25 protein-coding genes are annotated in these 26317 nt (G+C 37.9%); 9 read left to right on the forward strand and 16 right to left on the reverse strand.

Translation table 11 applies throughout. The annotated features are described in order from the left end of the window. The 8 genes from H1A14_RS23230 to H1A14_RS19505 form a co-directional block, all read left to right on the forward strand. Window positions 1–221: hypothetical protein (locus H1A14_RS23230; protein ID WP_228527887.1), on the forward strand; the 221-nt coding region annotated here is incomplete at its 5' end. A gap of 356 nt (window positions 222–577) precedes the next feature. Further along, the gene (locus H1A14_RS19475; RefSeq protein ID WP_194777978.1) at window positions 578–1789 is read left to right on the forward strand and encodes a protein kinase domain-containing protein; all 1212 of its coding nucleotides are present in this window, start codon (window positions 578–580) and stop codon (window positions 1787–1789) included. Window positions 1790–1795: 6 nt separating this feature from the next. Then, window positions 1796–4204 carry an ABC transporter transmembrane domain-containing protein gene (locus tag H1A14_RS19480; RefSeq protein ID WP_194777979.1) on the forward strand — a complete coding sequence of 803 codons (2409 nt, stop codon included), beginning with the start codon at window positions 1796–1798 and terminating at the stop codon, window positions 4202–4204. Beyond that, complete coding sequence (locus H1A14_RS19485; protein ID WP_194777980.1) at window positions 4167–5387, forward strand: HlyD family secretion protein; 1221 nt, start codon at window positions 4167–4169, stop codon at window positions 5385–5387. Before H1A14_RS19480 ends, H1A14_RS19485 begins: the two co-directional genes overlap by 38 nt. 1 nt (window position 5388) lies before the next feature. Then, entirely contained in the window at window positions 5389–6726 is a 1338-nt protein-coding gene (locus tag H1A14_RS19490) for a TolC family protein (protein WP_194777981.1), read from the forward strand. A gap of 10 nt (window positions 6727–6736) precedes the next feature. Further along, entirely contained in the window at window positions 6737–7492 is a 756-nt protein-coding gene (locus H1A14_RS19495; protein WP_194777982.1) for a PP2C family protein-serine/threonine phosphatase, read from the forward strand. A 7-nt stretch (window positions 7493–7499) separates the two neighbouring features. Then, the gene (locus tag H1A14_RS19500; RefSeq protein ID WP_194777983.1) at window positions 7500–8468 is read left to right on the forward strand and encodes a hypothetical protein; all 969 of its coding nucleotides are present in this window, start codon (window positions 7500–7502) and stop codon (window positions 8466–8468) included. A gap of 28 nt (window positions 8469–8496) precedes the next feature. Then, window positions 8497–11277, forward strand: coding sequence for a CHAT domain-containing protein (locus H1A14_RS19505; protein WP_194777984.1), 2781 nt, complete (start codon window positions 8497–8499; stop codon window positions 11275–11277). 35 nt (window positions 11278–11312) lie between these two features. On the opposite strand, the gene H1A14_RS19510 is transcribed toward H1A14_RS19505, so the two are convergent. The 6 genes from H1A14_RS19510 to H1A14_RS19535 form a co-directional block, all read right to left on the reverse strand. Further along, window positions 11313–12032: a hypothetical protein gene (locus H1A14_RS19510; protein ID WP_194777985.1), complete on the reverse strand. Its 720-nt coding sequence runs from the start codon at window positions 12030–12032 to the stop codon at window positions 11313–11315. A 74-nt stretch (window positions 12033–12106) separates the two neighbouring features. Next, window positions 12107–12835: an outer membrane protein assembly factor BamD gene (locus H1A14_RS19515; RefSeq protein ID WP_194777986.1), complete on the reverse strand. Its 729-nt coding sequence runs from the start codon at window positions 12833–12835 to the stop codon at window positions 12107–12109. A gap of 31 nt (window positions 12836–12866) precedes the next feature. Then, window positions 12867–13478: an RNA polymerase sigma factor gene (locus H1A14_RS19520; RefSeq protein WP_194777987.1), complete on the reverse strand. Its 612-nt coding sequence runs from the start codon at window positions 13476–13478 to the stop codon at window positions 12867–12869. A gap of 259 nt (window positions 13479–13737) precedes the next feature. Beyond that, complete coding sequence (locus H1A14_RS19525) at window positions 13738–14325, reverse strand: hypothetical protein (RefSeq protein WP_228527888.1); 588 nt, start codon at window positions 14323–14325, stop codon at window positions 13738–13740. A gap of 175 nt (window positions 14326–14500) precedes the next feature. Then, complete coding sequence (locus H1A14_RS19530) at window positions 14501–15070, reverse strand: Crp/Fnr family transcriptional regulator (RefSeq protein WP_194777989.1); 570 nt, start codon at window positions 15068–15070, stop codon at window positions 14501–14503. Between the two features lie 122 nt (window positions 15071–15192). Then, window positions 15193–15765 (reverse strand): Crp/Fnr family transcriptional regulator, encoded by a 573-nt coding sequence (locus tag H1A14_RS19535; RefSeq protein ID WP_194777990.1) that lies wholly within the window; start codon window positions 15763–15765, stop codon window positions 15193–15195. Window positions 15766–15900: 135 nt separating this feature from the next. Between H1A14_RS19535 and H1A14_RS19540 the strand changes: the two genes are divergently transcribed. Beyond that, window positions 15901–16503 (forward strand): TetR/AcrR family transcriptional regulator, encoded by a 603-nt coding sequence (locus H1A14_RS19540; protein WP_194777991.1) that lies wholly within the window; start codon window positions 15901–15903, stop codon window positions 16501–16503. A 130-nt stretch (window positions 16504–16633) separates the two neighbouring features. Here H1A14_RS19540 and H1A14_RS19545 read toward each other — a convergent pair whose 3' ends face one another. The 10 genes from H1A14_RS19545 to H1A14_RS19590 form a co-directional block, all read right to left on the reverse strand. Next, window positions 16634–17149 carry a hypothetical protein gene (locus H1A14_RS19545; protein ID WP_194777992.1) on the reverse strand — a complete coding sequence of 172 codons (516 nt, stop codon included), beginning with the start codon at window positions 17147–17149 and terminating at the stop codon, window positions 16634–16636. A 186-nt stretch (window positions 17150–17335) separates the two neighbouring features. Further along, a complete protein-coding gene (locus H1A14_RS19550; RefSeq protein ID WP_194777993.1) occupies window positions 17336–18166 on the reverse strand; it encodes a helix-turn-helix domain-containing protein in 831 nt (276 codons plus the stop codon). 9 nt (window positions 18167–18175) lie between these two features. Further along, the gene (locus H1A14_RS19555) at window positions 18176–18802 is read right to left on the reverse strand and encodes a response regulator transcription factor (RefSeq protein ID WP_194777994.1); all 627 of its coding nucleotides are present in this window, start codon (window positions 18800–18802) and stop codon (window positions 18176–18178) included. Between the two features lie 316 nt (window positions 18803–19118). After that, entirely contained in the window at window positions 19119–21134 is a 2016-nt protein-coding gene (locus H1A14_RS19560) for a tetratricopeptide repeat-containing sensor histidine kinase (RefSeq protein ID WP_194777995.1), read from the reverse strand. A 202-nt stretch (window positions 21135–21336) separates the two neighbouring features. Next, window positions 21337–21825 (reverse strand): YybH family protein, encoded by a 489-nt coding sequence (locus tag H1A14_RS19565; protein ID WP_194777996.1) that lies wholly within the window; start codon window positions 21823–21825, stop codon window positions 21337–21339. A 163-nt stretch (window positions 21826–21988) separates the two neighbouring features. Continuing rightward, window positions 21989–22243 carry a hypothetical protein gene (locus H1A14_RS19570; protein WP_194777997.1) on the reverse strand — a complete coding sequence of 85 codons (255 nt, stop codon included), beginning with the start codon at window positions 22241–22243 and terminating at the stop codon, window positions 21989–21991. 513 nt (window positions 22244–22756) lie between these two features. Beyond that, entirely contained in the window at window positions 22757–23524 is a 768-nt protein-coding gene (locus H1A14_RS19575; protein ID WP_194777998.1) for a DUF5995 family protein, read from the reverse strand. Beyond that, window positions 23521–24252, reverse strand: coding sequence for a VIT1/CCC1 transporter family protein (locus tag H1A14_RS19580; protein WP_194777999.1), 732 nt, complete (start codon window positions 24250–24252; stop codon window positions 23521–23523). The genes H1A14_RS19575 and H1A14_RS19580 overlap by 4 nt, the downstream gene beginning before the upstream one ends. Before the next feature lie 2 nt (window positions 24253–24254). Continuing rightward, window positions 24255–25415, reverse strand: coding sequence for a dipeptidase (locus H1A14_RS19585; protein WP_194778000.1), 1161 nt, complete (start codon window positions 25413–25415; stop codon window positions 24255–24257). Window positions 25416–25874: 459 nt separating this feature from the next. Then, on the reverse strand, window positions 25875–26270 hold the full coding sequence (locus tag H1A14_RS19590; RefSeq protein ID WP_194778001.1) for a DUF779 domain-containing protein: 396 nt from the start codon (window positions 26268–26270) through the stop codon (window positions 25875–25877). Window positions 26271–26317: the final 47 nt, after the last annotated feature.

Raw genomic sequence — 26317 nt, forward strand, 5'->3', positions numbered from 1 at the left:
CTGAAATGTCCGGCACATCCTTTCCCGACGACGGCGGGACTTCGGACTTTGGACTTCCGACCCGTTTGAAGAAGAATATTGGGGCATTGGCAAAAAAGCGGATAACCATATTTCGTTTACTCCATTTTACCTTTTATTACCTAAAATCAGCAATTGAATTAAATTTCCTTTCCCAAGGGTTACATTTTTCTGGGCAGCAACGACTATTTAATGTTACGTAACAACGAAAGTGCATTTTCTGCACTGTTTTCCTCATTTGCTGTATAGTCGGGGGAATTCGGGGGAAGGCGAAAACCCATTTCCACAGAGTAGCCATCAATTTAAAAAACACAACCATGATTACTTTAGAAAAATTCATGAACGAGTTGAAAGGAGAAGCCATCAACGAAATCGTTGCAGCAGGTTCTTCCAGTAGCTCGGATTCAATTAGCTCGGATTCTTCCTTGAGCTCTGAATCATCATTAAGTTCTGACAGCTCCGAGAGCTCTTTCAGTTCTTAAAATGAAGCTGGGGAAGGGCGATACCATCGTCCTTCCCTAGTCATTGCCATTTGATACCTAAATAAAACCACATGATCATGGAAAGATACAGAATGTCAAGTTTCCTAAAGATCAGAGAACTCGACCAACGAACATTACAAAAAATCAAACCCAAATACAGGGGTAATTCTTTTAAAATTTCAAGTCCTCTGATCAAAAGGAATTACCTCATCAATGATTCTATCAAACATTTTTTAAACAAATTTCAGGATCCAAAATCCTTGGATGAGGTGGTTTCTGAGTTTGAATTTGAATTCAATCACAGTTCTGAAGAATTGAAAAAGCATTGTTCCGGGATTTTTAAAATCGCATTAAAAAAGGGTTTTCTCATTCCCGAAACAAAGCAAGAAGTCATTTCATCCATTGATCCTTTGTTTTGTAAAGATGACCGGATTGGAGCATACAGGGTAATTTCTTTGATTTCCAATAAAAAAATGGTTGACATCTATCAGGTCTGTCACCTGAAATCAAATGATTCTTATGTCATTAAATTGCTCAACGGAAACAAAGCTTCCGATGAGAAAACCTTTAAAAAGGAGTTGGAATTTTTCAGGCTGGAAATGAGTCTATTGACAAAAGGTAAGGGAATCTCGGCCATCTATCAACTTTTTGATTACCAAGAGGAAGCACAATTTGCTTATATGGTTTTGGAATTGGTAAGCGGAATTGGGATACCTAGATATTTTAGGAAATCAGATCCTCTTACACATGATCAGGAATTTAAACTGATCAATAATATCCTACATGGATTTGGAAAGCTTCACCAAGGGAAAATCATTCACGGAGATATCCATCCTTCGAATGTATTGGTATGTGAAGACTTGGAGATTAAAATCATTGATTTGGGCATGTCTATAGACGCTGCCAGTTCAGGAGATGAAATTGTCAAAGTAGGAGGGGTCTTGTATTACTTGCCACCGGAAAGAATCAAACCCATCAGTATGGATAAATTTACCTTTCGACCTGATTTTTTATCCGATGTCTACCAAATAGGCATGATAGTTTATTTCATACTCTACCGAAAAGTGCCATTTACCGGGTTCATTTGGGAGGAGTTGTCTGAACAAATTCTAACCAAAGAATTGGTATTTCCAACACAAACTGCTTGGGGAAGGCCGATCTTACTTGAATACAAATCAATAATTGAGAACTGCACAAGCAAAACCCCATCACAAAGGTATCCCGATGCAGAAGCAATTTATAAGGATTTTTTAAGGAAAAGTAAATCTCTTCATTCCGCTGCAAAGTAAAGAAACATGTCTAGGATAACTGAACAACAATTAAAGCACAACGACTGTGGGATAAGTTCTGCGAAGATCCTTTATGACCTTCATGGAATTCCTGTGGACAGGGAATTCATTGCGGACAATATATTCTTGAGTGAATCCGGTTCAAGTCTTCAGGACATCAAGCAGTTTTTTTCAGACAATGGTTTCGAAACTTCTTTCAACCTTCTTGATGTACATACCCTCAAATCACAACCCGAAAAAATCAAAGCGATGCTTCCCTGCATCATTTCGGTCAAAAGCAGGAGTGGCCTCCATTTCGTCGTAATTAAAGAAATAAAAAACAAAAAATATGTGGTCATCGATCCAGCCCATGGACAAGTAATCAGGTGGACACATGCAGAATTGTTCAACAAAGTGCACCTGGCTTCTGTCAATTATGACTTGGTCAGCAATAGCCATGTAATAGATCAGCTTATAAATACTGAACTTTTCGAGTATGAAATTGATCGGCAAAAGCTATCAGAAAGTCCTGCGATGGTCATGAACAAGCTGACCTATTTCTCCTATTTGAAAGACAATTTCGGATTTTTGGACAGCGACTCTGAAAAAGAGTTTCTTTTGGATTTGCTTTTTAATCAAGACATCAATTTTCTTCCTAAGCAATTTAGGTCTGTAAAAATCAAAGAAGAAAAACTAAAGTTAAAAGTCCCAGTAGTACTTACTGTAAAAAAGCACCAAAACATAAAAACACCAAATCAGGAGTTTTATAGTCATAAGAATCCTTACCGTAGACTTTATGGGGAGATGAAGCCTTATCACAGGTTATGGTTTATGTACATCACTACAGCAATATTGGTATCGTTTTTCAGTCAGTTTACCCTTTTCAAAAGTCAGATTTTGATTGACCATATCTTGCCCGATAAAGATCTAAACCTCTTGTTGGTATTTGCTTTAGGTCTTTTCTTGTTCAAAATATTTAACCTGCTGATCAACATTTACAAAAAATACATTTCCATTCATCTCTCCAATATTTTTGACAATTATTTTCTAACTGGATTTGTAGAAAAGCTGAATTTTTTTCCGATTCACTACATTCAGACTTTCAGCAAAGGAGATCTGACGGAAAGGGTCAAGGACAGTTTAAAAATTAAAACTTTCTTTATTAAATTTTTCACCTCAGTGCTGCTTGACACATTTGTCAGCCTTGCAGCTTTGGCATTTTTGTTTGCCATACATTGGCAAGCCACCTTGGTAGTAATACTTATTTTGTCACTTTTTGTTGTTTGGTTTCATGTCATTACTCCCTATATCCGCTCCAATGAGAACAGACGTTTTCTGGAAAAATCCAGGTTGTTTTCCCTGTTGTTCGAAAATATTGAAGGACTCCAAGTAATCAAGTCCTTTCGGATTGAGTTGGCGTTTCTACAACGCGTAGTGCCATCAATCCGAAGTATTCTGAATGTACAAAAGCGTGTTCGCTACGTTAGTTTGGTCAATTCAGTGGTGGTTAATTTGATCGTAGTGACTTCTACGATTGGGATTACCTACTTTCTTACCCGTAGTTCTATCCTCTACCAGACCGTCTCGGTAGGGCAAATTATCACCTTTTTGGCATTTACAGGTCAGATTTTCTCAGCCGTAAAAGACTTACTGGAACAAAGCTTGGATATCCAGGAAAATGAAATCATTCTTCAAAGGTATTTTGATTTTGGCAATACTGAAAAGCACCTTCCCAATCAGACCAAATCAGGAATTTACCTTGAAGAAATAAACAGCATTGAATTCCGGAATGTAGGATTTCACTACATTCCACAGAAACCCATTTTTACGGATCTGAATTTGAAAATTGAAAAAGGCGACAGGATTCTTTTGGAAGGTAAAAATGGCGCAGGCAAAAGCACAATCTGTAAAGTTCTTGCCTTATTATACGATCCTCATCAAGGAGATGTGTTGATCAACGGAGAGAAATCGGGATATTTTCGTCAGGGTTCCTTGCGGAAAAAGATACTGCTGATCAGTAATGAGGATATCGTTTTCAATGATACTCTTGAGTATAATATCAACTTTGATTACGACATAGATACCTCCAAAGCGCTTGAACTGGCAAAAGAATTAGGTTTCTACGAATTCATCAATGAAAAATCAGAAGGGTTTGATTTTCTAGTAAACGAGCAGGGCAAAAACCTTTCGACGGGCCAAAGGAAAAAGGTCTTATTAATGCGTGCGTTTATGTCCAATGCACAAATGATTATTCTAGATGAAACGCTGTCAGGAATAGATAGGGTATCAAGAGAAAAAATCGAAAAATTCATTAACCGACAGCGGGATAGGACATTTATCATGATATCCCATGAGCCATTGGAACATATTGAGTTTAACAAAACATTGAGTTTGAGTGATGGAACAATACAGCAATTACAGCTACAATATAGCTGATGATAAATTTACCAAATGGTTTTTTAAGGTACTGATCTTTATAACATTATCGGTCTTGATCCTTTTTATCAGTTTGAAGATCAATGATTCTGTGTCGATCAGTGAAGGAGAAATCATCGCCAAAGATCCACAAATCGACTTCATTGCGCCTTTTGATGTGCAGATCAAGTCTATTTTGGTAAATGAAGGTCAAAGAGTGGCCCAAAATGACACCCTGCTTGTTTTGGAGAACCTGGAACTGGAAGATCAAAAAGCCAAAGCAGCCATTGGCATTAATCTATTGGCAGAAAAGATCCAGTCGATTTCTGAGTTGATACAGGCCAAGTCCAGGAAGCTAAATGCGCTGCAAAACGGTCAGAATTTATCTCAAAGTGAATACAATTTAAACCAAAACCAGCTAGACAACCACCTTTCTATGACCAAGGAACAGCTTTCCTTAATGGTTGGGAGACTGGAGTCTACGAAAGAAAAGTTTGAAGGGGACTCAATCCTTTTCCATAAAGGAATGCTAAGCAGGTATGAGTACATGGATGCAAAGGACGCCTACCTATCCATGAAGGAAAAGTTGGCTGAACTTTCCAATGTCTCCCGACAGTACGCCGGTGATAAAATGCTGTCAAGGAATAATCTGAACAAAACTTCACATCAATTACAAATAGCCAAATTAGAATTGGAGGAGGAGATTGCTTATTTGGAACAAAACCTGATTGACCAAAAAAGCCAGTTGAGCCTAACCAAGCAAACTTATTCCAAGCTGGAGAAAGAATTGAAAATGCAATACATGATTGCGCCAAAAGATGGACAGGTCAATTTCTTGTTCAATACCAGACAGTCCACCAATTACATTCTCAAGGGCGACATGCTGATGTCTTTAGTCCCACAATCCATGGAATACTATGCCAAAGTCAACATTCCTGAAAACCATCTTCCCCTGATTCAGGTGGGTCAGAAAGCCAAACTTAAACTTAGTGCATTCAATCAATTTGAATTCGGGGCGCTAAATGGAGAAGTAAGTTTCGTGGGAGAAGGAAAGGAAAACGAATCCTTTTTTGCTCTCATTGAATTAGTCAAAAATGAGCGGTTTGCTTTAAAACAAGGTTATCAGTTAAAAGGTGAAATTATCCAGGATAGGCTGCCAGTCTATAAGTTTTTTTTCAGAAAAATATTTAGAAACGCCAGTTGATATGAGAATCAAATCTTCCATATGGATTTATGCGATGGTGGCGTTTCTGATTCCTGCCTGTTTTGTGTATGGACAGACTACACTATCCATGAATGATTGTTTCTTAATAGCCGCCAAGCAAAATATCCCCGTGCAGTTGGCAGACAATGACATTCAAATAGCCAACATCCGGAAATCGAGTGCCAAATTTGCCCTATTGCCCAGTTTATCGTATGACATGAACCATTATTTCTCATTTGGGAAGAACATTGATCCTGTAACCAACGCCTTCGCCTTTGAACAATTTAGCGGTGGAGAAATGGGACTTCGTCTGCGGATGAATCTATTTTCAGGATTTCAAAATCTGCTGGCAATTTCTGAAAATATGCATAGACAAAGGTCAGCTGAATATGCTAAATCAGCAGTTTTTCTTGAAATATGCTTTCAGATTGTTGACCTGTTCTCAAGCTATATGATCGTACAGGAAAGCACAAAAGCAGTGAGCGGCAACATTAAAATACTCAAAAATGAATTGGAAATCATCACTGAAAAGATAAAGGTTGGCAGATTGACGGAGTATGAGGCATTTGCATTTGAAGCAAGACTGGAAACCGAAAAAGCGGAAATGATCAGACTTAACAATGAAACTGAAATCATCCTTCAGCAATTGAAAGAACTTCTGAATTTTCCCTACGACACACCTATAGCGTTAGAGGAATTGGATATCTCGGAGCTTGAAAATATCCTTTATTTACCCACCAGCAAAGATGAAGTGATTTCTATGGTAGTGAACAATCATCCAATCATTGGACAGTTTGAGGAGCAGTTAAAGGTTTCAGATATGGTGTTAAAAAGTGCCAACCGCGCATTTTATCCATCATTGAGACTTGGAGCCAGCGTGTTGTCCAATTACAGTGTCAACATGGGCCAATCTGTAACAAATGAAACCTTAATCATGGAGCAAGTTTTTAACAATCTCGGACAGTATATCAGCGTGGGTTTAAGCATACCCATATTTACCCAAATGCAAAACCTCAACAGAGTGAGGGAAGAAAAAATCAGGCTTCACAATACCAAATTGAATTTGGATGATACCAGAAACTCTTTGGTTTCAAATACACTACAGCTTTACAATACCTTTTTAGCCAATCGAGAAAAGTATCAGATTACCTTAAGAGCGCTGGAAAAGAACAAACTCTCATATGATCTCCAGGAAGAAAAGTACAGGTTGGGCAGAATCAGTTCGGTTGAGCTCCTCACAGCAAGGGATATGTTCAATGCTTCATTGGGTAAATTCAATCAAGCCAAACTTTCTTTGTATTTCAGTTATCAGTTGCTGATGTTATTAGAAGCTGTTTAAAATCAAAATCATGACTCATCAAATTTCTCAAAAGTATAGTTTTCAAATCGAATCATTTTCCGAATTGGGCAAAAAGGCGAACAATGAGGATAGCATTTTGGTTTGTGAACTTGAATCAGGTATACATTTGTTCATAGTATGCGATGGTTTGGGGGGACATCCAGCGGGTGAAGTTGCTTCAAAAATCACCTGTGATACGATTAAAGATTACTTTTCTCAGGGTAATTTGGAAGCGGTTAAGTCTGTTGACATTCTTCAGTGTCTGGAAAAGGTAAAGGAAAGGTTAGCATTGTATGAGAAAGCTTGTCCGGACACCCTTGGAATGAAAACCACCATGGCTGGAGTTATCGCGGACAGATTTGGTTTGAAAATTGTATGGATAGGTGATTCAAGGGTTTATCACATTAGAGATGGAGAAATCTTATTTCAAACTTTGGATCATTCTTATGGCAATTACCTTGTCCGCAAAATGGGTCTTTCACAGAAAGAGGCAATGCGCCATCCTAAAAAGCACAAGATAACAAGGGTTTTAAGTGCTGAAAGGGATATCAATCCGGAGATAGAAAAGGTAACAACCATAAAAGAAGGGGATTACTTTCTTATTTGCAGTGACGGATTACTGGAAAGAATTGATTGTTCTTTTATCAGGTCAAGTTTTAAAATTAGATCCGGAGTTAAAGACTTGAGCGCCAGGATTCAAAATACTTGTCAAAACAAGACCAATGACAATTATTCCATGGTCTTGATTCAAGTCATTCTAAACTGATATGTTCATGAAAAAAATTAGCCCAAATTTTACAGTAATCCCCTTAATCATAGCTTTAATATCCATGTTTTCTTGTATTTCCGAGGTAGACATAAGTGATGATGATGTGGATGGTAATGGCAATGGCAACGGAAACACCAATAATGGTATCCCGAATAACGGTTCAGTTGGAGACACCTTTGATTGTAACAATTTCAGTTATGCTGATACATTGTACTTTATCAATATTGAATCTGAACAGATTATTGCCCCAACCAATGAATTGTCCGGAACTTTCGAAGGCTTCCCAGAAGGCCTTGAATTGGATTCCATCACCGGTGCCATTGATATCAATAAAAGTGAAACTGGTTTAAGGTACAGAATTGAATTTAAACCATCCAATGATGCTCCAGCCTGTTCCTATTTTTTAACCATTGCAGGGATCAATTATTTGGATGAGATTTTTGTGTTGGATCAAGGAGAAAGGTTTGCGAGGGCTATTTATAATGGAAACCAGGATGGTATAGTACCATGCGAAGATGAGGACGATGACGACGATGACGATGATGACGACGAAGATGACGATGAAGATGATGATGACGATAGTTGTAAGTTTGACATCGATGGCCCCGATGGGAATAAGTTAGCAGACTTTGGAGTATCTGTTGATCATGATACCGGGGATATTGATATGTTGGAGACTTTGGAAGATGAAACCTTTGGGGAAACACCAATCAACGGTGATGCAAGAGACTTTACACTTTATTACAGGGTATCTGATGAAAGTTTGAGTGCTTTGAATAAAATTGATATTAGGCTGTTCTATTTTGAGACTATGGCCGATGTACCTCAAGAGCTAATTGACGAGATGCAGGAAAAAAGAGACTTGATCGAATCCTCGACCGAGCTAGATCCAAACTTCCGCATCATGCAGGATGATGTAACCAAAAGAAAACCAAGACCTCCATATCTAGTAATCGTGGCGAGACTACAGTAATTAATGAATTTTTGGTTATTTTTCATTAATGAAAAAAACTTTATCTACTCTATGTTTGCTCTTATTGATGTTTCCATCCGTAAAAGGTCAGAAGGTCGAGGACATTAAGGAATACCTGAACCAAGCGGAATCTAATTTTTACCATGAAGCCCCCGAATCAGTAAATGATAGTTTGGCGTTATTCAATTACAAAAAGGTAATTGAGCACGGGTCTTTTTCTGAGTCTTTTGACAAAGAAAGCAAAGTTGGGATCTTTGAAAACTTGGGTGTCCTTTTGATAGAACAAGGCAGAAATGAAGAAGCGATCAGCATATTTAGAAAAAGTCTGGAACTTCAAAGTCATCTTCAGGACACCCTGTTTTTTGCACCTAATTTGTTTTTGGGAGAAGCATATTACAGCATAAGCAAATTAGACAGTGCCGCAGCATTTTTAAAAATCGCCGAGGATGTTTTTGAATATAAAAACTCTAAGCTTGAGGCCTCTAGGCTTTACAATTCACTTGGTGTGATATATTATGAAATGGGTAATTTTTTTCAAGCCATTAATTACTTTACAAAAGCTGACGATTTGGTAGAGCAAGAAATAGGTGGGGATTTAGACAATCCATATTATTTGTATGCGCATCATTCTTTTGTTAATAACATAGGGTCATCTTTGATGAAAACCAATCAGCTGGATACTGCAATCACTGTATTCAAATCCTTGTTGCCATTGGAAATCAATAACGACAGGATTTACATTCATCTGGCTGATATTTTTCTCGAAAAGCAAATGCCAGATTCAGCAGAATACTTTCTGAAGCAAATTACTGATGATGAAATTCTTCAAGAATTGGGTTTTGTTAATCAGATGGCAGAGGTTCTGATGCTGAAAGGCTATTTAAGTGATGCAAAAAAACAATTAAGGCAAGCCATAGAAAACCATCGACTGTTTTATGCCGATTTGGGGATTACTGGCAAGGATTTCAGGATTGGAACATCTCATTACTTGTTAGGTAAAATTTTCGCAGATGAAGAAAATTGGGATCTGGCCTTAAATCATTTCCACACTTCACTGATCCATTTTGACCCTTCCTTTGAAGATGCTGATTTTTTCGTCAATCCAGATGAAATAGGGCTGAGTTTTGCTTCTTTCAGCATGTTTAAAAGTCACATCAAAAAGGCAGAGACTTTGGCTAAAATGGCAAAACAAAAAAATGATCAGAAATACTGGGAAGCGGCCTTTAAAACTTTTGAGTCTGCATTCAACAGGGTTAAATACCTGAGTACCATTTATGACAATGATGAGGCCAGGGTTTTTTTGAGCGACTTTGTTATCGATGCCTATAATTTAGCCATCAGTTATGCTTATGAAAGATACGATAAGGATAAAGATATGGCTTACCTCAAAAAGGCATTTTACTTTACCGAAAGCAGCAAATCGATCGGTTTGTTAATCGGAAACATAGAAAACCGTTTTAAATCAACCATTGGACTTCCTCCAGATCTTCTCGAAAAAGAAAGAAATCTAAATTATAGGTTTTCCAGAACTATGGTTATGCTAAACAATGAAGATGATATAAACATCATCAGTGCTATCCAAAAGGACCTTTTGGATATTAAGCTTGAATTATCAAGACTTCATGATGATTTCAATGAAAGGGAACAATTTGTGGATTTTAAGTTTTCTGAAGCTGACTTAAATATGGATTTCATCCAGAAAGAGGTTTTGCCTAAAAATTCCGCCTTGATTTCATATTATGTGGCGGATCATAATTTGTACAGTTTTTTAGTAGATAGAAAAAATATCGAGATACAAGTACATCCTTTGCCCTCAGACTTGGAGGAATTGATAGAATCTTTTAATGATCAAGTATTCAATTCAAATTTAGGGGAGAAATTCAGTAATTCAGAAACCAACAAAACCTTGTATTCCCTTCTATTCGATTTGGAGCAAATCGAATTGTATGATCAGCTGATTTTGATTCCTCATGCAATGCTTAATGATATACCCTTTGAGGCATTGATGAATGAACAAAATAGGTTTCTGGTTGAAGAATTTGCCATAAGTTATTCATTTTCGGCTAAATTTTTAAGGATCAATGATTTTAAAAAATCTGATTTTAATCAAATTTTATCCATGGCTCCGTTTGCAAGGAATGATGATTTTATCAATAAAAGTGGCTTCGTACAATTGCCCTATTCATTGAATGAAGTTCAGCATCTTCAAGGTGAGGTTAAAATAGGAAACGAGGCTACTAAAAGCTTCTTTTCAAAAAATTTTCAAAATTACCCCATTCTTCATCTGGCCACTCACGCAGAAGTTAATCATTCCGATGGGGGAAAGTCTTTTGTGGCTTTTTATCCCAGTGATAATGACCATAAACTCTATCTGGATGAAATCATGATATCTAATATTGAAAAGGGCAAATTTGTGTTTTTAAGCTCATGTGAGTCCAATTCAGGACAAATCAGTAACAGTGAAGGCATTTTAGGTTTGTCAAGGGCTTTCACTTATGCTGGATACCCTAATATGATTACCACAAAATGGAAATCAGACGATGTAGTATCCGAATACATCAGTAAGGCTTTTTATGCTTATGTTAGTAAGGGAAATGGTTTTGCCCAATCCCTTCAACTTGCCAAACTCCAATTGTTGAAGGATCCGCAAATGGTAAATTATAGACATCCCAAATTTTGGGCTCCTTTTGTTTATATCGGAAGCCCCGCCAAATTGACAACATCACTGTGGTTATACTTCCTGATCCTGATTACAATAATTTTAGGCCTATTGCTTTTTTTAAACAAAAAAGCTACCTCAAAGTATTGAGATAGCCTTTTTGGGTGTCGGCAACTTCTCCTGCTTTATTTTATTTCAATTTCAATTTCTGCAGCTTCCTTTATTCTCTTGGCTACCTTGTCAAAAAGCCTTCGATTTGTATTTTTGTTGAGAACAATGACTCCTTCTATTCTCTCTGCTTTTTCCAGATCTTCTTCGCTAACTCCATTAAACCATTTGGAAGGATTTAACTCAAACAAAACCAATGGATTTTCGATTCTATCTACCCTGAAGTATTCATCGTCGTCCTCAGGTTCTATTTCAACTTCAAATTCGATTTCATCATCAAAGTATTCGAATACAACTGGAATCGAATTGTTTTCCGAATCATTGAAGGTTCCGGAAAGATAGATGGAAGGTTCGTTTTTGTAATCGATAAGGTCCATTTCCAATTCAATTTCTTTGTATTCCCCCTCTGGGATGTTGATAAAGAAATCCACCGAAGCGTCAAATTTATCGAATTCAATTTTTTTAATTTCGCTGAATTTTATTTCAATTTCCTTTTCGAACTTTCCCATATCATTTCTTCCTTCGAGTTCCAACTCAAGTTCTTCAATCTGAATAAAACCCGATTCAATTACCAGATAATCTTGCATGACTCTGGCATTGGGATTGTCACTGGATGAAATGACAAATCCTATTCCCAACTTTCCATCTCCTTCTCCAAAGGAAGGTACCGCTTCTTCTTGATCACATGCATACAGGAACAAAAGAGCAATGGCCAATAAATAATTGATTTTTTTCATAACTTTTGATTAGGTTTGTTTTCATCACTTAGTCGATTCTATAACCAAACATGTAACCAAAAATTTTACCTTTTTCAAAAAAAGTGTGTGAGTTGTAACTTGAATTGATCCCAACTTGAAAAATAGCCATTATAGTTATGACTAGAACTAGAGTTTATTTTTTTGATTAAAGACACTGCTTCCGGGTAATTTCCAAGCTTAATGTGCGTAAATACGGAATAAAATTCCGCTTCATCCAGAAATACTTTATTCTGAGCGTTTCGGTTCAACTCCAGTATTTCCTCAAACTGGTCATTGGCTGTGTCATATTTTTTTAAATTGAAATTTGCCATGGCACTAAAAAAAAGGTATTGGGGATTCTGGGTTTCAACGGAGTAATTTTCAATTATTTTTTCCCAATTTTCTTCTATGTACCATTGAGTTGGTATTCCGTTTTTTTGTTCAGAAGATCTTTCAAGAGGAATTTTATATTCGATATACTTTTTTTCAAAGAAGTTTTGCTTGGTATCATGGATCACCACAATCGTTGCCAACGCAATCAGGATCAAACTTGCCGCAATTCCTTTTAAAATGTTCGGTAATACTACCAGAGTCCTTAATTTTTTTGGACCTTTGCTTTTGGATTCTAGTCTTTTTTCCTGAATAAAGGTGTGGTGTATCCTTGAAATTTCTTTCTTGTATCCAGCTAAGTTTATTGTCTCCCGGCTGATTTTCACCAAATGTAACAATTCGCCCAGTTCCGGTTGTTGCTGTACTTTATCTTCAAAAATAGCACGTTGGCTCGGAGTCATTTCCCCATCCAAATAGGCTTCAATTTCCTCGAGTTTTGTAAAGTTATCCATTTTCTAAAGCTGATTTAAGCATTTGACGCAAGTTGGGATTGTCATTGATTTTATTGATTAACCCTTGTAGACACTTGTACTTTTTATTGCGAACCACCTGTTCATTGGCATAATTTTCCATTTGAAGAATATCTTTCATCGACATTTCCAAATAGTAAAATTTGATCAATAATTCTTTGCAGGAAGATCCAAGACTTTCAAAAATTTCCAGAATGAATTTTTTGTTCTCAAATTGAACAAGTTGCTGATTCATATCCTTTTGTATGATTTCTTTCTCGGATTCATAGATTTCATTTCTCTTATTCATACTGCTCCTTTTTCTTATTTCGGAAACCCATAAATTATTTGCGATTTTGTACAACATGGATTTGATACTGGCTTGCTCTCTGAATTTGTCATGGACAACCAAGTCAATGAAAACCAGAAAGGTTTCCTGGATTATGTCTGCAGCATCCTCTTCGTTACCATATTTTCTAAGAATACAGGTTTCTAAATAAGCATAGTTTTCTTGGTAAAGATGACTTAGCATCTTGTTGATTTGATTTTTATCTCGAATTCCGTTTAGGATTTCTTTATCAGAAAGTTTGCGCTTTTTGTTGGCCATGTATACATCTATTAGTCGCAATAAGGTTAAAAAATGTAACCTAAAATATAGAATTTATTTGCTGAATTTTCTAAAATGACCAAATGAGATGAAATTTAATTGCCGCTTCCTACATATACCTGTATTGAAGATACCTCAATATTACCAGTCATAAGTTTGGTCGATTGTCGAATAAAACTCAATAAAAAATCGTTCGATACTATTTTTGGAATGGCCTTAAAAATAAATCAAGGACTGTATGAAGAAAAAATTAATGAGGTTACTGAAATGCCCAGCCCACAAAAATACCATAATTGGGTTTGAATTCTCTTTCTGGCCCATACTGATCCAGATTGGCTCCCAATCCAAAACTAAAAGCCTCCTTTTTAAGGCCAGCTCGGAGTTGAAGAAAGCTTCTGGCATGTTGATTTTCTATTGTCTTATGGACATACATGTATTGTAGTCTGGTGTAGAGATTCAAGCCCTTGCTGATCTGCGGCTTGTATTCATAAATCCCGAATAGCTCGATGCTTCTGCTTTCGTTCAAAAAAAGTGAGGCAATGCTCACTGCCAGCCATTTTCTATTGGCATAGGAATGCTGCATACCGGCTAGTGGGGAAAACCCAACACTATTGTTGATCGTGGTGCCTGCGACGAAACTGAAGTCTTTGTAGAAATTGTAATTGATCAGTACAGGCATGACCAAATCCAAATCATTTAGGTCATTGTCATAACTACTGGTAAAAGTAGCCACACTTAGAAACCCAAACTTGCTTTCAGGTGTGAATTGTTTTTTGACCACCATTTGGAAAAACAAGCGTTGATGCCCTGCCATGAATTCTACTGGGGTCGGTACTTTTGGGGCCATGTCTTGTGGATAAACTGTGATTGGAAAATTGAATAAGTATAAACAGGTGACAATTACCAATCGTATCCAATTTAATTTTACATTTTTGAGAAGGTGCATTTTTTCCGCTCTTTTTTTCTTTACAAAGCTCGGATGGTTTTCGAAATTAAATGTTGCCCTAAGTCAAGGTTTTACCTTACAATTTGGCTTTTAGGCGACTAAGGGTGTACGGAGTGATGCCCAAATAACTCGCCACGACTTTATTGGAAAGCCTACTGAGGATTTTGGGTTGATGTTCCAAAAGCCATTGTACTCTTTCCAGGCTATCGGCACCTTGAAAATCATAGATTCGTTTTTGTGTGGTAATGTAAGCGGACTCCAAAATGTTGCGATACACCTTGTTGATTAGAGGTTCTGTTTCCACCAAATGATAAAAATCATCTCTGAATATTCGCAAGACAGTCGTCTTTTCAAGGCATTGAATATTTTCAAAGGCTGGTTTTTCAGAAATTAAGCTTGTAAAACTGGTACCAAATTTTCCTTCGAAGGCCAAATATCTTGTATTTTCCACCCCTTCCTTATTGGTGGTAAAAAGTCTCAGGCACCCAGAGATGACGAAATAATTGTACTTGCAGATTTCCCCCTCACGTAAAAGGAATTCATTTTTTTTGTAGGTTTTCTCAGTAAAATACGGCGAGAGATATTCAATATCCTGATCAGCTACCGGACTTAATCTCTGAAAATATTCTCTTAATAAAGGATGCATGGCTCCAATTTGCCAAATTTAATTTAAAAATCCCATTATCAGAAGTGAAGGATTCAGTACTGTAAGTTGGCATCCTGAAGGTATGGTAACACTTATTATTCCCAGGTGTAAATCTAAAACCATCATTGCCTCAATTGCTTGTTTCTGATCCTGCTGAACGTTTCAGGAGTCATACCCAAAACTGAGGCAAGGAATTTGGAAGGCACTTCATTGAATATATTCCGGTCCTTCATAAACAGTTTGAAATACCGCTCTTCAGCACTGAGCGCAATCTGTTCACTTATCCTGTCTTCCATCTCACCCAATTGCCTGGCTACAAATGCTTTTTCAAATTGATGCCATTTTGGAACAATTTCTCCAATGCGGTCGTAATCATTTCTTCTAATTACAAAAATCTCACATTCAGTATAAGCCTGAATATTCCATTTGCCCTTCATTTGCATGAAAAAACTCTGCCTATCCATTATCAAATGACCTTTAGTAGCGACCCATCGGGTAACTTCCTTGTTCCCAAATTCCGCAAATTCCCGTAGAATCCCCTGATGAACAAAGCCCATTTTTTCACAAGAACCTCCTCCCTTGGAGAAAAAAGACCTTTTTGGAAGGTTAACCTTCTGAAACAATCCAGATACCTTTTCTGCAAAAGTCCTGTCTAACCCAAATGTGCTGTGGATGTAATGTTCTATATCAGTCATAACAGCTGTAGTTTTATCCAAGTTTTCTTCATAAAGCACCATAATTGGGATTTTGATTTTGCGGATTTATATATACTTTTCATACTTGGCTTAAATCGTTTTGTAAAAATAGGCCAAATGGACTAATTTTGCAACATGAAAACAAAAAAACGTATTCTTGAGGTCAGCAGGTTATTATTCAACGAAAAAGGAGTAATGAACGTGACTTTACGTGATGTCGCAAAATTTATGAATAAGAGTTATGGAAACATCACCTATCATTTCCCCACAAAAGAAGAGGTTATTACAAGTCTGTTTGAAGAAATGAATATGGAGCTTGCTGCTCTTCAGACCTCAAATGATTCATCTGATTTGATGCGCTATTTGCTCGAACTTCCTGGCTTTAGCTTTGAAATCAACCTGAAGTACCTGTTTTTAACCATTGACTACAACGAGCTAAAGCGCAATTTTCCAAATCTTTTTGAAAAGGTGAATACCTTGAATGAAGCGGGAAAAATAAAATGGAAAGGGTTACTGATGTATTTGAGAGATGAAAATTATTTAAATCCAAAAATAAGCAATGATGAATTAGATTACCTGATGTTTTTAAGCGTAAGTATCCATTTTGCCTATTTTCAAATGACAGATAGTCACGCCTATCAAAAAGAGGAATTCACCAAAACGGCTAACCAGATGGTACAGCCTTATTTGAGTGAAAAAGGGTTGGCTGTGTACAATAGCTGGCTTCTTTCACTATAATTTCCTGAAATAGAAATACAATTCTCATAAAACCATACGGCAAAATAACCAAAAGAGACCTGCCAAATATGAATAATTGACAGGCCTTTTGTAATTGTATTCAAAAAGCTGGTGAGGAAACCCTATGAGGTTATTTGATTAACTTCAATGTAAGCGCTAAATCATGAACTTTAGTAGGGTCGGCTAAATGCTGAACTTGCCAATCCCAAGACAGGTTTATTTGCTGAACTGAGTTGTGATTGAAATTGAAAAAATAGGAAACTTGGTTTTCTTCCAAAGAATTCAGCTTCAATACAGTTTTGTCATTTAGTAATTGCCAAACGCTTTGTCTTTGGTCTCCTCCTTGTTTCACAGTGATCAAGTCCTGCGAAAAAGATACATCAGCATCTGAAAGACTCAATGGCCCCAAAATCTGATTTTGCAAATATTCTTCAACATAAGTTTTGGCTGATTCTTCTTCAAGACCAAAAACTTCAATGCCCATAGCAGCTAAGGTTTTAACCTCCCCATTGAGCAATACTTCCGTACTTCTTCCATCAATTTTCCAATCCCCGAGAATATCCATAACTACTGGTTCCTCATTTTCCTGACATGAGCATAAGCTTAACCAAGCTAATCCCATAAAAAGCAATATTACTGGTCTCATATTTAATTGTTTTTTAGTTTTTAAAATTTCTGAGACAAAGATGGAGGCTATCTTTTAAAGGGAGATTGATATAAATCAAGAAATATTTCAAAATTAAATTTTAATTTTTGATAAAAATTAAGAACATGAATTTATATGGGACAAAAAACAAGGGCTGACAATTCCTCTTGCCTATTTATCTGAAATTCAAATCCTTATCGGAGCCTGGAATCTGAAAGGGGCCTCATTGAGTGCTTCCTCCATCATACTTGGGGTAATTCCCGAAAATTCTTTGAAGTCCTTGATGAAATGCATCTGGTCATAGTAGCCCGACAGATAGGCTATTTCGCTCCAGTTTGGATTGGGGGACCTTTCAAAAAGCCGATAGGCATTGGAAAACCGGATCAAACGCGCATACAGTTTTGGAGACATGCCCAAACGCTCTTTGCATTTTCGTTCAAACTGTCTCAAGCTCAAGCAAGCGTCGGAGGCAATTTGGGATATGGAAGTGTTGGCCTGAACGGAAAGCATCAGATTCAAAGCCCTGTCTATCGGTAGGATTTCTTTCAAATTGGAAAGTTTACTCAATAGATAGTTGTCCACTTCTTGTTTGATCTTTTGGAGGCAGGACATCTCTGCACACCTGTCTAAAAGATCATATACATCTTTGCCAATCAGGTCATAGGCATCATAGCCTTCGTCATAGATCTCACTCAAGGGAATACCCAGAAGCCTAAATAGTCCACCAGGAAGAAAGCCAATGACTGCTACTTTATGATCTCTATTGATCATAAGTTCCATGCGGGTAACCTGTGGTCCCACCACCAATGCCCTTGGGGCTGAAAAAAACTCCTTTTCACCCACCTTCCTTGCCTTCAAAGGTTGGTTGATGTATAGGAATATGCAGTTTTGGGGAGTAGGAGGGTAGTGGCCTACCATATTCCCATCTTTGGGGTCGATCACCGCATCGATTACAAAAATGTTCTGAACAAAGTCCGACAGAAGTGGATGGGGATTAAAAACGGCTACTTTGACCATGACATTGTGCTAAACCAAACCTTCATTGATCGCTTTAGAAACTGCCTCAGTTTGGGAATGGACCTGAAGCTTCTCATAGATTCTTTTGATATGCGTCCTTACGGTATCGATACTGATGCCATATTCTGCAGCAATCAATTTAAAACTATTTCCTTTACTTAGAGACAATAGGACGTCTTTTTCTCTACCCGTCATTCCATAATTTTCCGAATTCCCTTGTTTTTGGATGGATTGGATCACCATTTTGGCCACCCCGGGAGACATGGGTGCCCCTCCATGCTGAATGTCCTCCACCGCCTGAAAAAGTCTTGATGCAATGTGTTTTTTCAAAAGGTAGCCTGAGGCCCCTGCTTTGATTGCCTTCAATACATTTTCCGCATCCTCAAATACCGTCAATATCAAAACCCAACAGTTGGGCAATAGCTGTTTTATGATGTGCGTAGCTTCTATTCCAGATCGGCCCGGCATTTCTATATCCATCAAAACCAGTTCCGGCCGATACTTTTTCAGCTCTTTTTCAAGTTCATTCGCATGCGAAAAAGTGCCCATCAGTTCCAGTTCACCATTTAAGCTCACCATACTGCTGATGCTTTCTCTAAGGAGGTCGTTGTCTTCGTATAGGAGTGTTCTGATCATTTTTTGTCAAAGGGAGGATTGTTTATAGTTAAATAGAAATATACTTTGTGAAATATGGCTTCGCCGAAATAAATTGAAATAGTTGAGCTGAATTATGATTGAATTTACCTTCGTTGAAATGTCTTTAAATAAGGAATGTGCCTTAAATTTATCTCTATCCACTTAATTCAGTCTCGGACTTAATTTTAACCTAGGCGATTCAGCATATTTTACAAACCTCAGGCATAGCATATTTCAACAATATTTCTACCTTATTTCCACTATATCTCTTTATAAGTAAATATCCTTAAAACCAACCTATTAAAAAATCCCCTAATCATGTGATAGGTGCCTGCAGATGGATGGAGGTTCCCAAATTGGGTAGGCTTTCGATGGACATGTTTCCTCCCATCAATTCGGCTCTTTGGTGCATGTTGGATAATCCGTTTCCTTTTTTGATGGTGGCCATGTCAAACCCTTTTCCATCATCTTTCAACATCAAGCTCAGGCTGCCCTGATTCACTTCCAGTTTGACCTGCAAATACTTGCTCTCAGCATACTTGGCCACATTGTTTACAGCTTCTTTGAAAATCAAAAATAGATTTCTTCTTTTATCCAGATCCAGTTTGATTCCTTTGACGTGCTCATCCACTTCAAATGCATAGCTGATTCCTTTGGGTTCCAGGATTTCTCCTGCAAATTCCTGCATTTTGCTCAAAAGTTGTTCAAGACTGTCATTGTCGGGATGGATTGACCAGACGATATCACCTAATTTATCCATCATTGTGGCTGTCTGGGCATTGATTTTTGAAAAAATGCTTTTATCGGCTGACTCCTTCCTTTGCAAAGCCATTTGGGAAAGGATATGGATACTGGACAAAGTGCTCCCCAGGTCGTCATGTAAGTCTCTGGCGATGGAGTTCCGCAGTTTTTCCACTTCCAAAAGTCTCTTGGTGCGTCCTACAGTTCTGTATTTGTTGACCAAAATACCAGCGAGTAGAATCAAAAAGACAAAGACAGTTATGGTCAGGTTCTGATTGGCTTTCCGTTTGGCCAAGGCTGCCCGATCAAGTTCTTGTTCTGTCTTCAGGAGACTGATCTCATTTTCTTTCAGGTCTAGTGAATACTTGGATTCCAGTTCTTTAAGTTGAGTTTGCATGGAAATAAGGCCTACTGAATCCCGGTAGGCATATTCCAGACTCTGGGCTTCCAAGGCCTCTTTAAAGTTGGCTTCTTCCAAATGGTACTCTTTGAGGTTTTTGAAGGCGGTAACGGCTTCGGTGTATTGTTTCTTATCTCTGACAGTCTGAGAGGCAGCGATCAAATTGGTGTAGGCTTCTTCCTTTTGCTTTAACAACCGCTGCACCTTTCCCATATCTGTAAGGAGTAGGGCATCATGGCGATTTACACCTGCGTTTTGCAAAGTAGTCTTGGCGGATTTTAAAAATTCCAAGGCCTTTTGGTATTCACCCATCTTTTCATAGTTCTTACCTATGTTGATTTGTTGGACACCGACCATTTCTTTAAGACCCAAAGTCTCCTGGATTGACATAGCCTCCGAGAAATTTTTCAAGGCTCCATTGTAATTCCCTTTATCCATCATCAGGGTACCTAGGTTTGCCAATACGGTTGCTTCGCCTCTTTTATCCCCCAAAACTTTTCTGTATTCCAGTGACTTTAATAAATTTTTCTCAGAATCATCATATTGTTTCAGGTCATAAAATATAGTACCCAATAGATTGTACACATAGGCCAATCCGGTTTTATTTTGTGTTTTTTCAAAAATTGCCAAAGCCTTAAAGGTAGCCTCCATCCCTCTTTTTTGGTCTTCTACTATTCGGTAGACGCCTGCAAGATTCAGATATACTCCCGCTACATTGTCTTCCCCTATGATACTTGGGTCCATTTCGGCTGCTGCGTGATAATGATAAAAAGCCTGATCATATTGCTCATACCTTCCATAATGTACACCCATTCCATTGTGATATTGGTAGGGCATCTTTTGATCTTCGGGGTAGGTATCGATATAATTTTTTGCCAGCTGAAAATAATGTTCCACGCTGTCGGGTTGGCCAGTCGCGCTATAATTGCCTCCCAACCTGATGGCAGCCGAGGCCTGGTACTTTTCCACTCCAGGACCGACCGGTAATTTTAACACATTAAAATAACTTTCAGTAGATTTTTTGAGATCGCTTCTTTCTAAATTTACCCCAATGGCATATAGGGCTTTGGCATGAGTGGAGTCCTTCTTGTCAAGAGCAACAATTTGCTGAAGGCTATCGAGTAAGTCAGATTGGGAAAAACCTGGGGAAATGAATACTACTGTTAAACCCAGCCATAAAAATATTTTCATATTCAAGTTTTTATTCTACTGAATATAAGAAGTTTAACAGAATAAAAGCAAAAAGTATCGGAGGTTTAACCAGGGATTTTTCTTTTTTAATTCATTTTGTAATAAATAATCCCCAGTATATTCAATTTGACTCAGTTTACGGCGTATGGTCGAGGGGAGTATTTTATTCAGGTTTATGCGTCGAAGGTATTTTCCCAAATATTTAAGGTTGTTGAGGAGCACTGTTAAACATCAAGGTTTTGATCTTCCAGTCCCCGCCTTGATTTTTTACCCAATGGGTAAGAGAGCGGGCATGAAACAGCCACTCACTTCCGTCATTTCGCACCCAGTCGACCATAAATTCCCCATTTTCCAATATGTCCTCTCCTAAGGTCTCGATTGAAATGATATTGTGCTGATATTGGCTTGAGGAATGGTTGGAGAAAAGAAAATTATAAAACTCCGCAATGGCTTCTCTCGAATCGTTGATAGGGAATTCAGGAGCAATATGCAATGCATCTTCTAAAAAAAACGAAGCACATCCCTCGGCATCCTGTTCATGCCAATATGATATGAATGAATCCCATTTGGTTACTAGCTCGTTTTTATAATCTTCAGTTTGTGCATAGGAAGATAGACCTGTTAATATCAAAAAGACAAAAACAACATAAGTTTTTCGAATGCGTGGATTGAAAATTTCTAAAGGTCTCATAATGTGGAAATTAGTGTTTCTTAAAAATACAAAAAATCTTATGAGATGGAGACTATTTAAGAAAATTTCTAGCTAGTTCCGATTTGGTTTGATCCTGAGCGTGATAAAAAAAAAGAACTCCTTTGAAAAAGAGTTCTTTTGTACCTGTCATATAATCACTGAATCAGGAAATTTTTCGTTTGTAGGCTTGTAATTCCGGTTTTCCCACATAAACGGACTCCGGTTTAACTTCTTGGGTGACATTGATTTTCTTGACCGGGGGAGTATCCATTTCTTCTGGTAACTGACCCACCTTCCAGCCAGGCGCTGGTTCAAATTTCTTATCAAATGCTTCTTGGTCGAAATCATCAGGTTCGATTTCCGCCCGGTGGGCAGCCACCAAAAACCAAATTGAGCTGACAAATGCAAAGATCATCATGGTAATAATTATATATGTTAACATCCCAATCTTAAAATAATTGATTAACAGAACTATGAAACAATGTTTCAAAGTATATAAAATTTTATTACTATAAAACTTATTTTGATATTATTTTTTTGTTGATTTTTTCAAATTATCAAAATAGTATTTTGTAACAAATTTTTTGTTTTTAATCAAATATTAGATTTTTCAGGACTTGGATAATTTTTGGGTTCTATAAGTTATTTAAGAAGCTGAAATCATGCCAAACCAAGATGAATATTTTTCAAATTCGATGGTTTTGCCTTGTATTATTACTTGAACTAGGATAGGACTTCTATTTTTTTAAGAAAAAAAAGCACATAAACATTGAATCATCGGATTGAAATTTAAATAAAACAACAGCTTGGGGAATCTTATCACACACTTTTCATATTCATATTCTACAATATGGGGATTTCAATATTGACATATACTCGTTTGACCCAATATGCCATTGGGAAGTTGAAGCAAAAAAGTAAAAGATGGATGTTAAATTCGAGCGGGTTTGTTCGATATGGCCAGATTCTCCAAAAGGGAAATGGTCTTGGCAACAGATCTTCTTTCAGTAAATGCCACCACCTTAAACATAAGCGAAAGTCTTTTTCCCGGGTTAAGTAAACTTTCTGCCAATCCTGCAATGACTTGATCTCTGAGACCTATGCAAACACCCTGATCCTCTGCTTGGGCATATTCCTGTGCAAATTTCCATGCGCCATTTCTAGCAATTTGAATACTAAAATTGACAAGCATAATGTCCCTGCCTTTGGCAAGCCGCATCATAAGCTTAAATATGGGGGATATTTTCCCTATCTCCTTTTTAACCCCATCTACCATTTCTCCAAGGATTAAATTGATTTTATCAAAATCTCCTTTGATTGTTTCCAACTTTCCAATGCCAGCAGTTTCTACTGCGGCAATCCCTAGATCTAAATTGATATGGGCATTGATGCCCAAAATCAAATGTTGAAGTACCATATAGGCACTCGATTGTGCTGATTCAAATGTTCTCAACCAACTTGTAGTTGGTTTTTCACCCTGTTTGAAAGTTTCCAGCGCATCAAAATACCTTTGAGCAAAAAGGCATACTAGCTTTTCCATCCTTGGATTGTCTTCAAACTCATTTTTCCCTATACCTTCTTTCACCCTTATTGTCACTTGTCTATACAGTCCTGCAAAATATCCCAGCCGGTGTTGTTCTTGTGAAAATTGATCAACAAGGGCATCCATTTTTTCGAGAACGTGGTCTATGTTTTTCATGCAGAAGTATTCAGGAGGCTTTCTAAGAAATCACCCACAAAATAGGCAACCAATGCGGCGAGAAATCCCAAGGCGAGTGTTTCAAGAATGCTTTTTAAACCATTGGTTTGATTGGCGAAACTTTTTAACCAACCAATGAAAAGAAAAGCCATTCCTGTAAAGAGACAGGTCCAGAAAAAAACATTAAATGTGGTATCTTTAAAATAATCCCAGACATAGACCATTAATGGAATAAAACCTACCAATATAAAAGACAGGAATGTGGCCAAGCCGATTTTAAAAGGACTTTTGGTTTCCAGAATCATGTTCAACTCATCTTTCATCATTTCGTCTACCCATCTATCTCTGTCAGAAGTGATTACATCCACGACTTGTTGCAGTAAACTGCCCTCGAAACCTTTGGCTTTATAGATGTCCTCGATTTCTTTGCGTTCGGTTTGTGGTAAATTGTCTACCTCCCAATATTCAATATTGCGGTGTTTAAGGTAGTTTTCGTTTTCTGATTTGGCAGAAAGGAAAGCGCCCACTGACATCGAAAAACCATCCGCCAGCAAATTGGCAAAGCCCAAAATGATAATGATGGAGGGATCGAGGTTGGCTCCGACGGCACCGGCAACTACGGCAAAAGTTGTGACGGCACCATCAATTCCTCCATAGACAAACTCTCTCAAATACGCTTGGATATTTTTAAAGAAACTAACTTCTTGATGTAATATGTCTTCTTCCATAGTTATAGATTGTCCAGCATAAAAGCCCTGATGTTTTCACCCATCACAGCCCTAATTTCTGATTCAGTAAATCCCTCTTTCATCAATGCTTCCACAATCAACGGAAAACCTGTGATATCAAATGGAACTTCCACACTGCCATCAAAGTCTGATCCCAGAGCAGCGTGTTCTATACCCACCAGATCCCTGATATGTGCCATGCTTTTTACTATACCCGCCAAGGCGTCTTCTCCTACGGTGGTTTCAAAAAAAGCAATTCCAATCAATCCGCCATTACCGGCAATTCTTTTTATTTGTTCGTCTGAAAGGTTTCTCTGATTGTTCACTACTGCTCTTAACCCTGTATGGGATACCAAAACAGGTTTTTCAGACAAGTCCAAGATGTCATCCATCATTTTTGGAGAGATATGGGCTAAATCGATGATCATGTTTTTTTCATTCATTTTCCGGATCACCTCCCGTCCAAAGGGTGTCAGCCCATCCATGCTGACTCCATGGGCGGATCCACCAAGCTCATTGTCAAAAAAGTGAGTAGGCCCAATCAATCGGATTCCTGCATCAAAAAGAATGTCCAGATTTTTAAGGTCCCCTTTCAAAGCCTGGGCTCCCTCTACCCCCAACATGCCTCCGATAACCTGCGGATTGAGTTGTCGGATGGCCAGCAATTGTTCAAAATCTGCCTTAGACTTCACGATCATAAATTCATCCGAATAGTTTATGGCAAACTTATGGAGCTTGTTGGCTTGGTACTCGGTCCGTTTCATCAGAGAAAACCAATTCGATATGGGTCTGCCTTGGGCAATGTTCAGAAGGGTGATGTTGTCCAGGGTTTCCGTTTCGTTATGCTCGATGTTTTGACCTACAGGTGATTTACTTACGATGGTAAAAACCTGAAAGGCTACCTTCGCCTCCTGCATCCTTGGAAAATCCACATGGCCCCGATTGGATTTTTTGGTAAGGTCCCTTCCCCAAAGCAGGGCATCACAGTGAAGGTCCGCAATAAAGTCAAGGGATTCATACATTTGCATGGCTTTGTCCGAAACGGTGTATGGGGGTGGTGTTTTGATCGGATTTTTTCCTTTCTCCACTACTGAGGGGACAAAAAATGTGGTCAGCCAATAAAAAAAGAATAGGCTTAGCAAGACGATCAGTAATTTCTTCATGTTTTATAGAGAGTTTCTATCAAGGGAAGATAACTGAATTTTCTTTTTAATAAAAGGTAAGCTAAATGCAGGCTCCCTCTATGAACCAATAGGGCCAAACCTCTGAGGTATTCGGGTCCTCTGAGATTTTTTACCGCAAAGGGCACAGAGGTTTATGCGCGGAGGAAGCAGAGTTTTTTTTGGAAACAAAGGTTAAAGGCTTTGAATGAACTGACTGAGTAAGGTTTTGGATTAAATGGAAATAGGTTTATTTCCACAAAGGGCACAGAGGTTAATACATGGCGGATACGGAGTCTTTCAGTTAATTTTTTTTTCTTAAACTGCGTATCGGTAAATTAATAGGAAAAGTGATCAATTTGGAAAACGATAGGATTTAGCAGAGGAAGTATCCTAATATCCAGTTTGTATCAATCAATATCGCCTTTAGGCAGTATCCCTTATGAAAGGGGATAATAAAAATTAATCTTGCTCAGCCAATATCTCTTCCCCGGTTTTGGTCGGGGGAAGACTTTCTAGTTCCTCCATGGTGAATAAGCGGGAGCGAATCATGAAACGAATTCCCATTGGGATTTCTATTGAGAAACTGCTTCCCCTTCCAGGAGTCACATCTAATGTCAACTGTGTATGTTTCCAATATTGAAATTGATCTGCACTCATAAAAAAGTCGCATCCATATACTTCTCCCAACCATACATCCTGACTGCCTACTTTGAAGTCTCCTTTTTCAAAACACATGGGCGAAGATCCATCACAACAGCCTCCACTTTGGTGAAACATCAATTCTGTTCCAAACCTTTTCTTGAGTTGGTCAATGGTATCTTTGGCTTTGTCGGTGATCAATACGCGAGGGGTCATTTGGGGTAGGGTTGGAGTTAAAGAAAAAAAATGGAGCAAAGGATCTA

It is taken from the genome of Pararhodonellum marinum (genome assembly GCF_015354735.1).
Classification (GTDB): domain Bacteria; phylum Bacteroidota; class Bacteroidia; order Cytophagales; family Cyclobacteriaceae; genus Pararhodonellum; species Pararhodonellum marinum.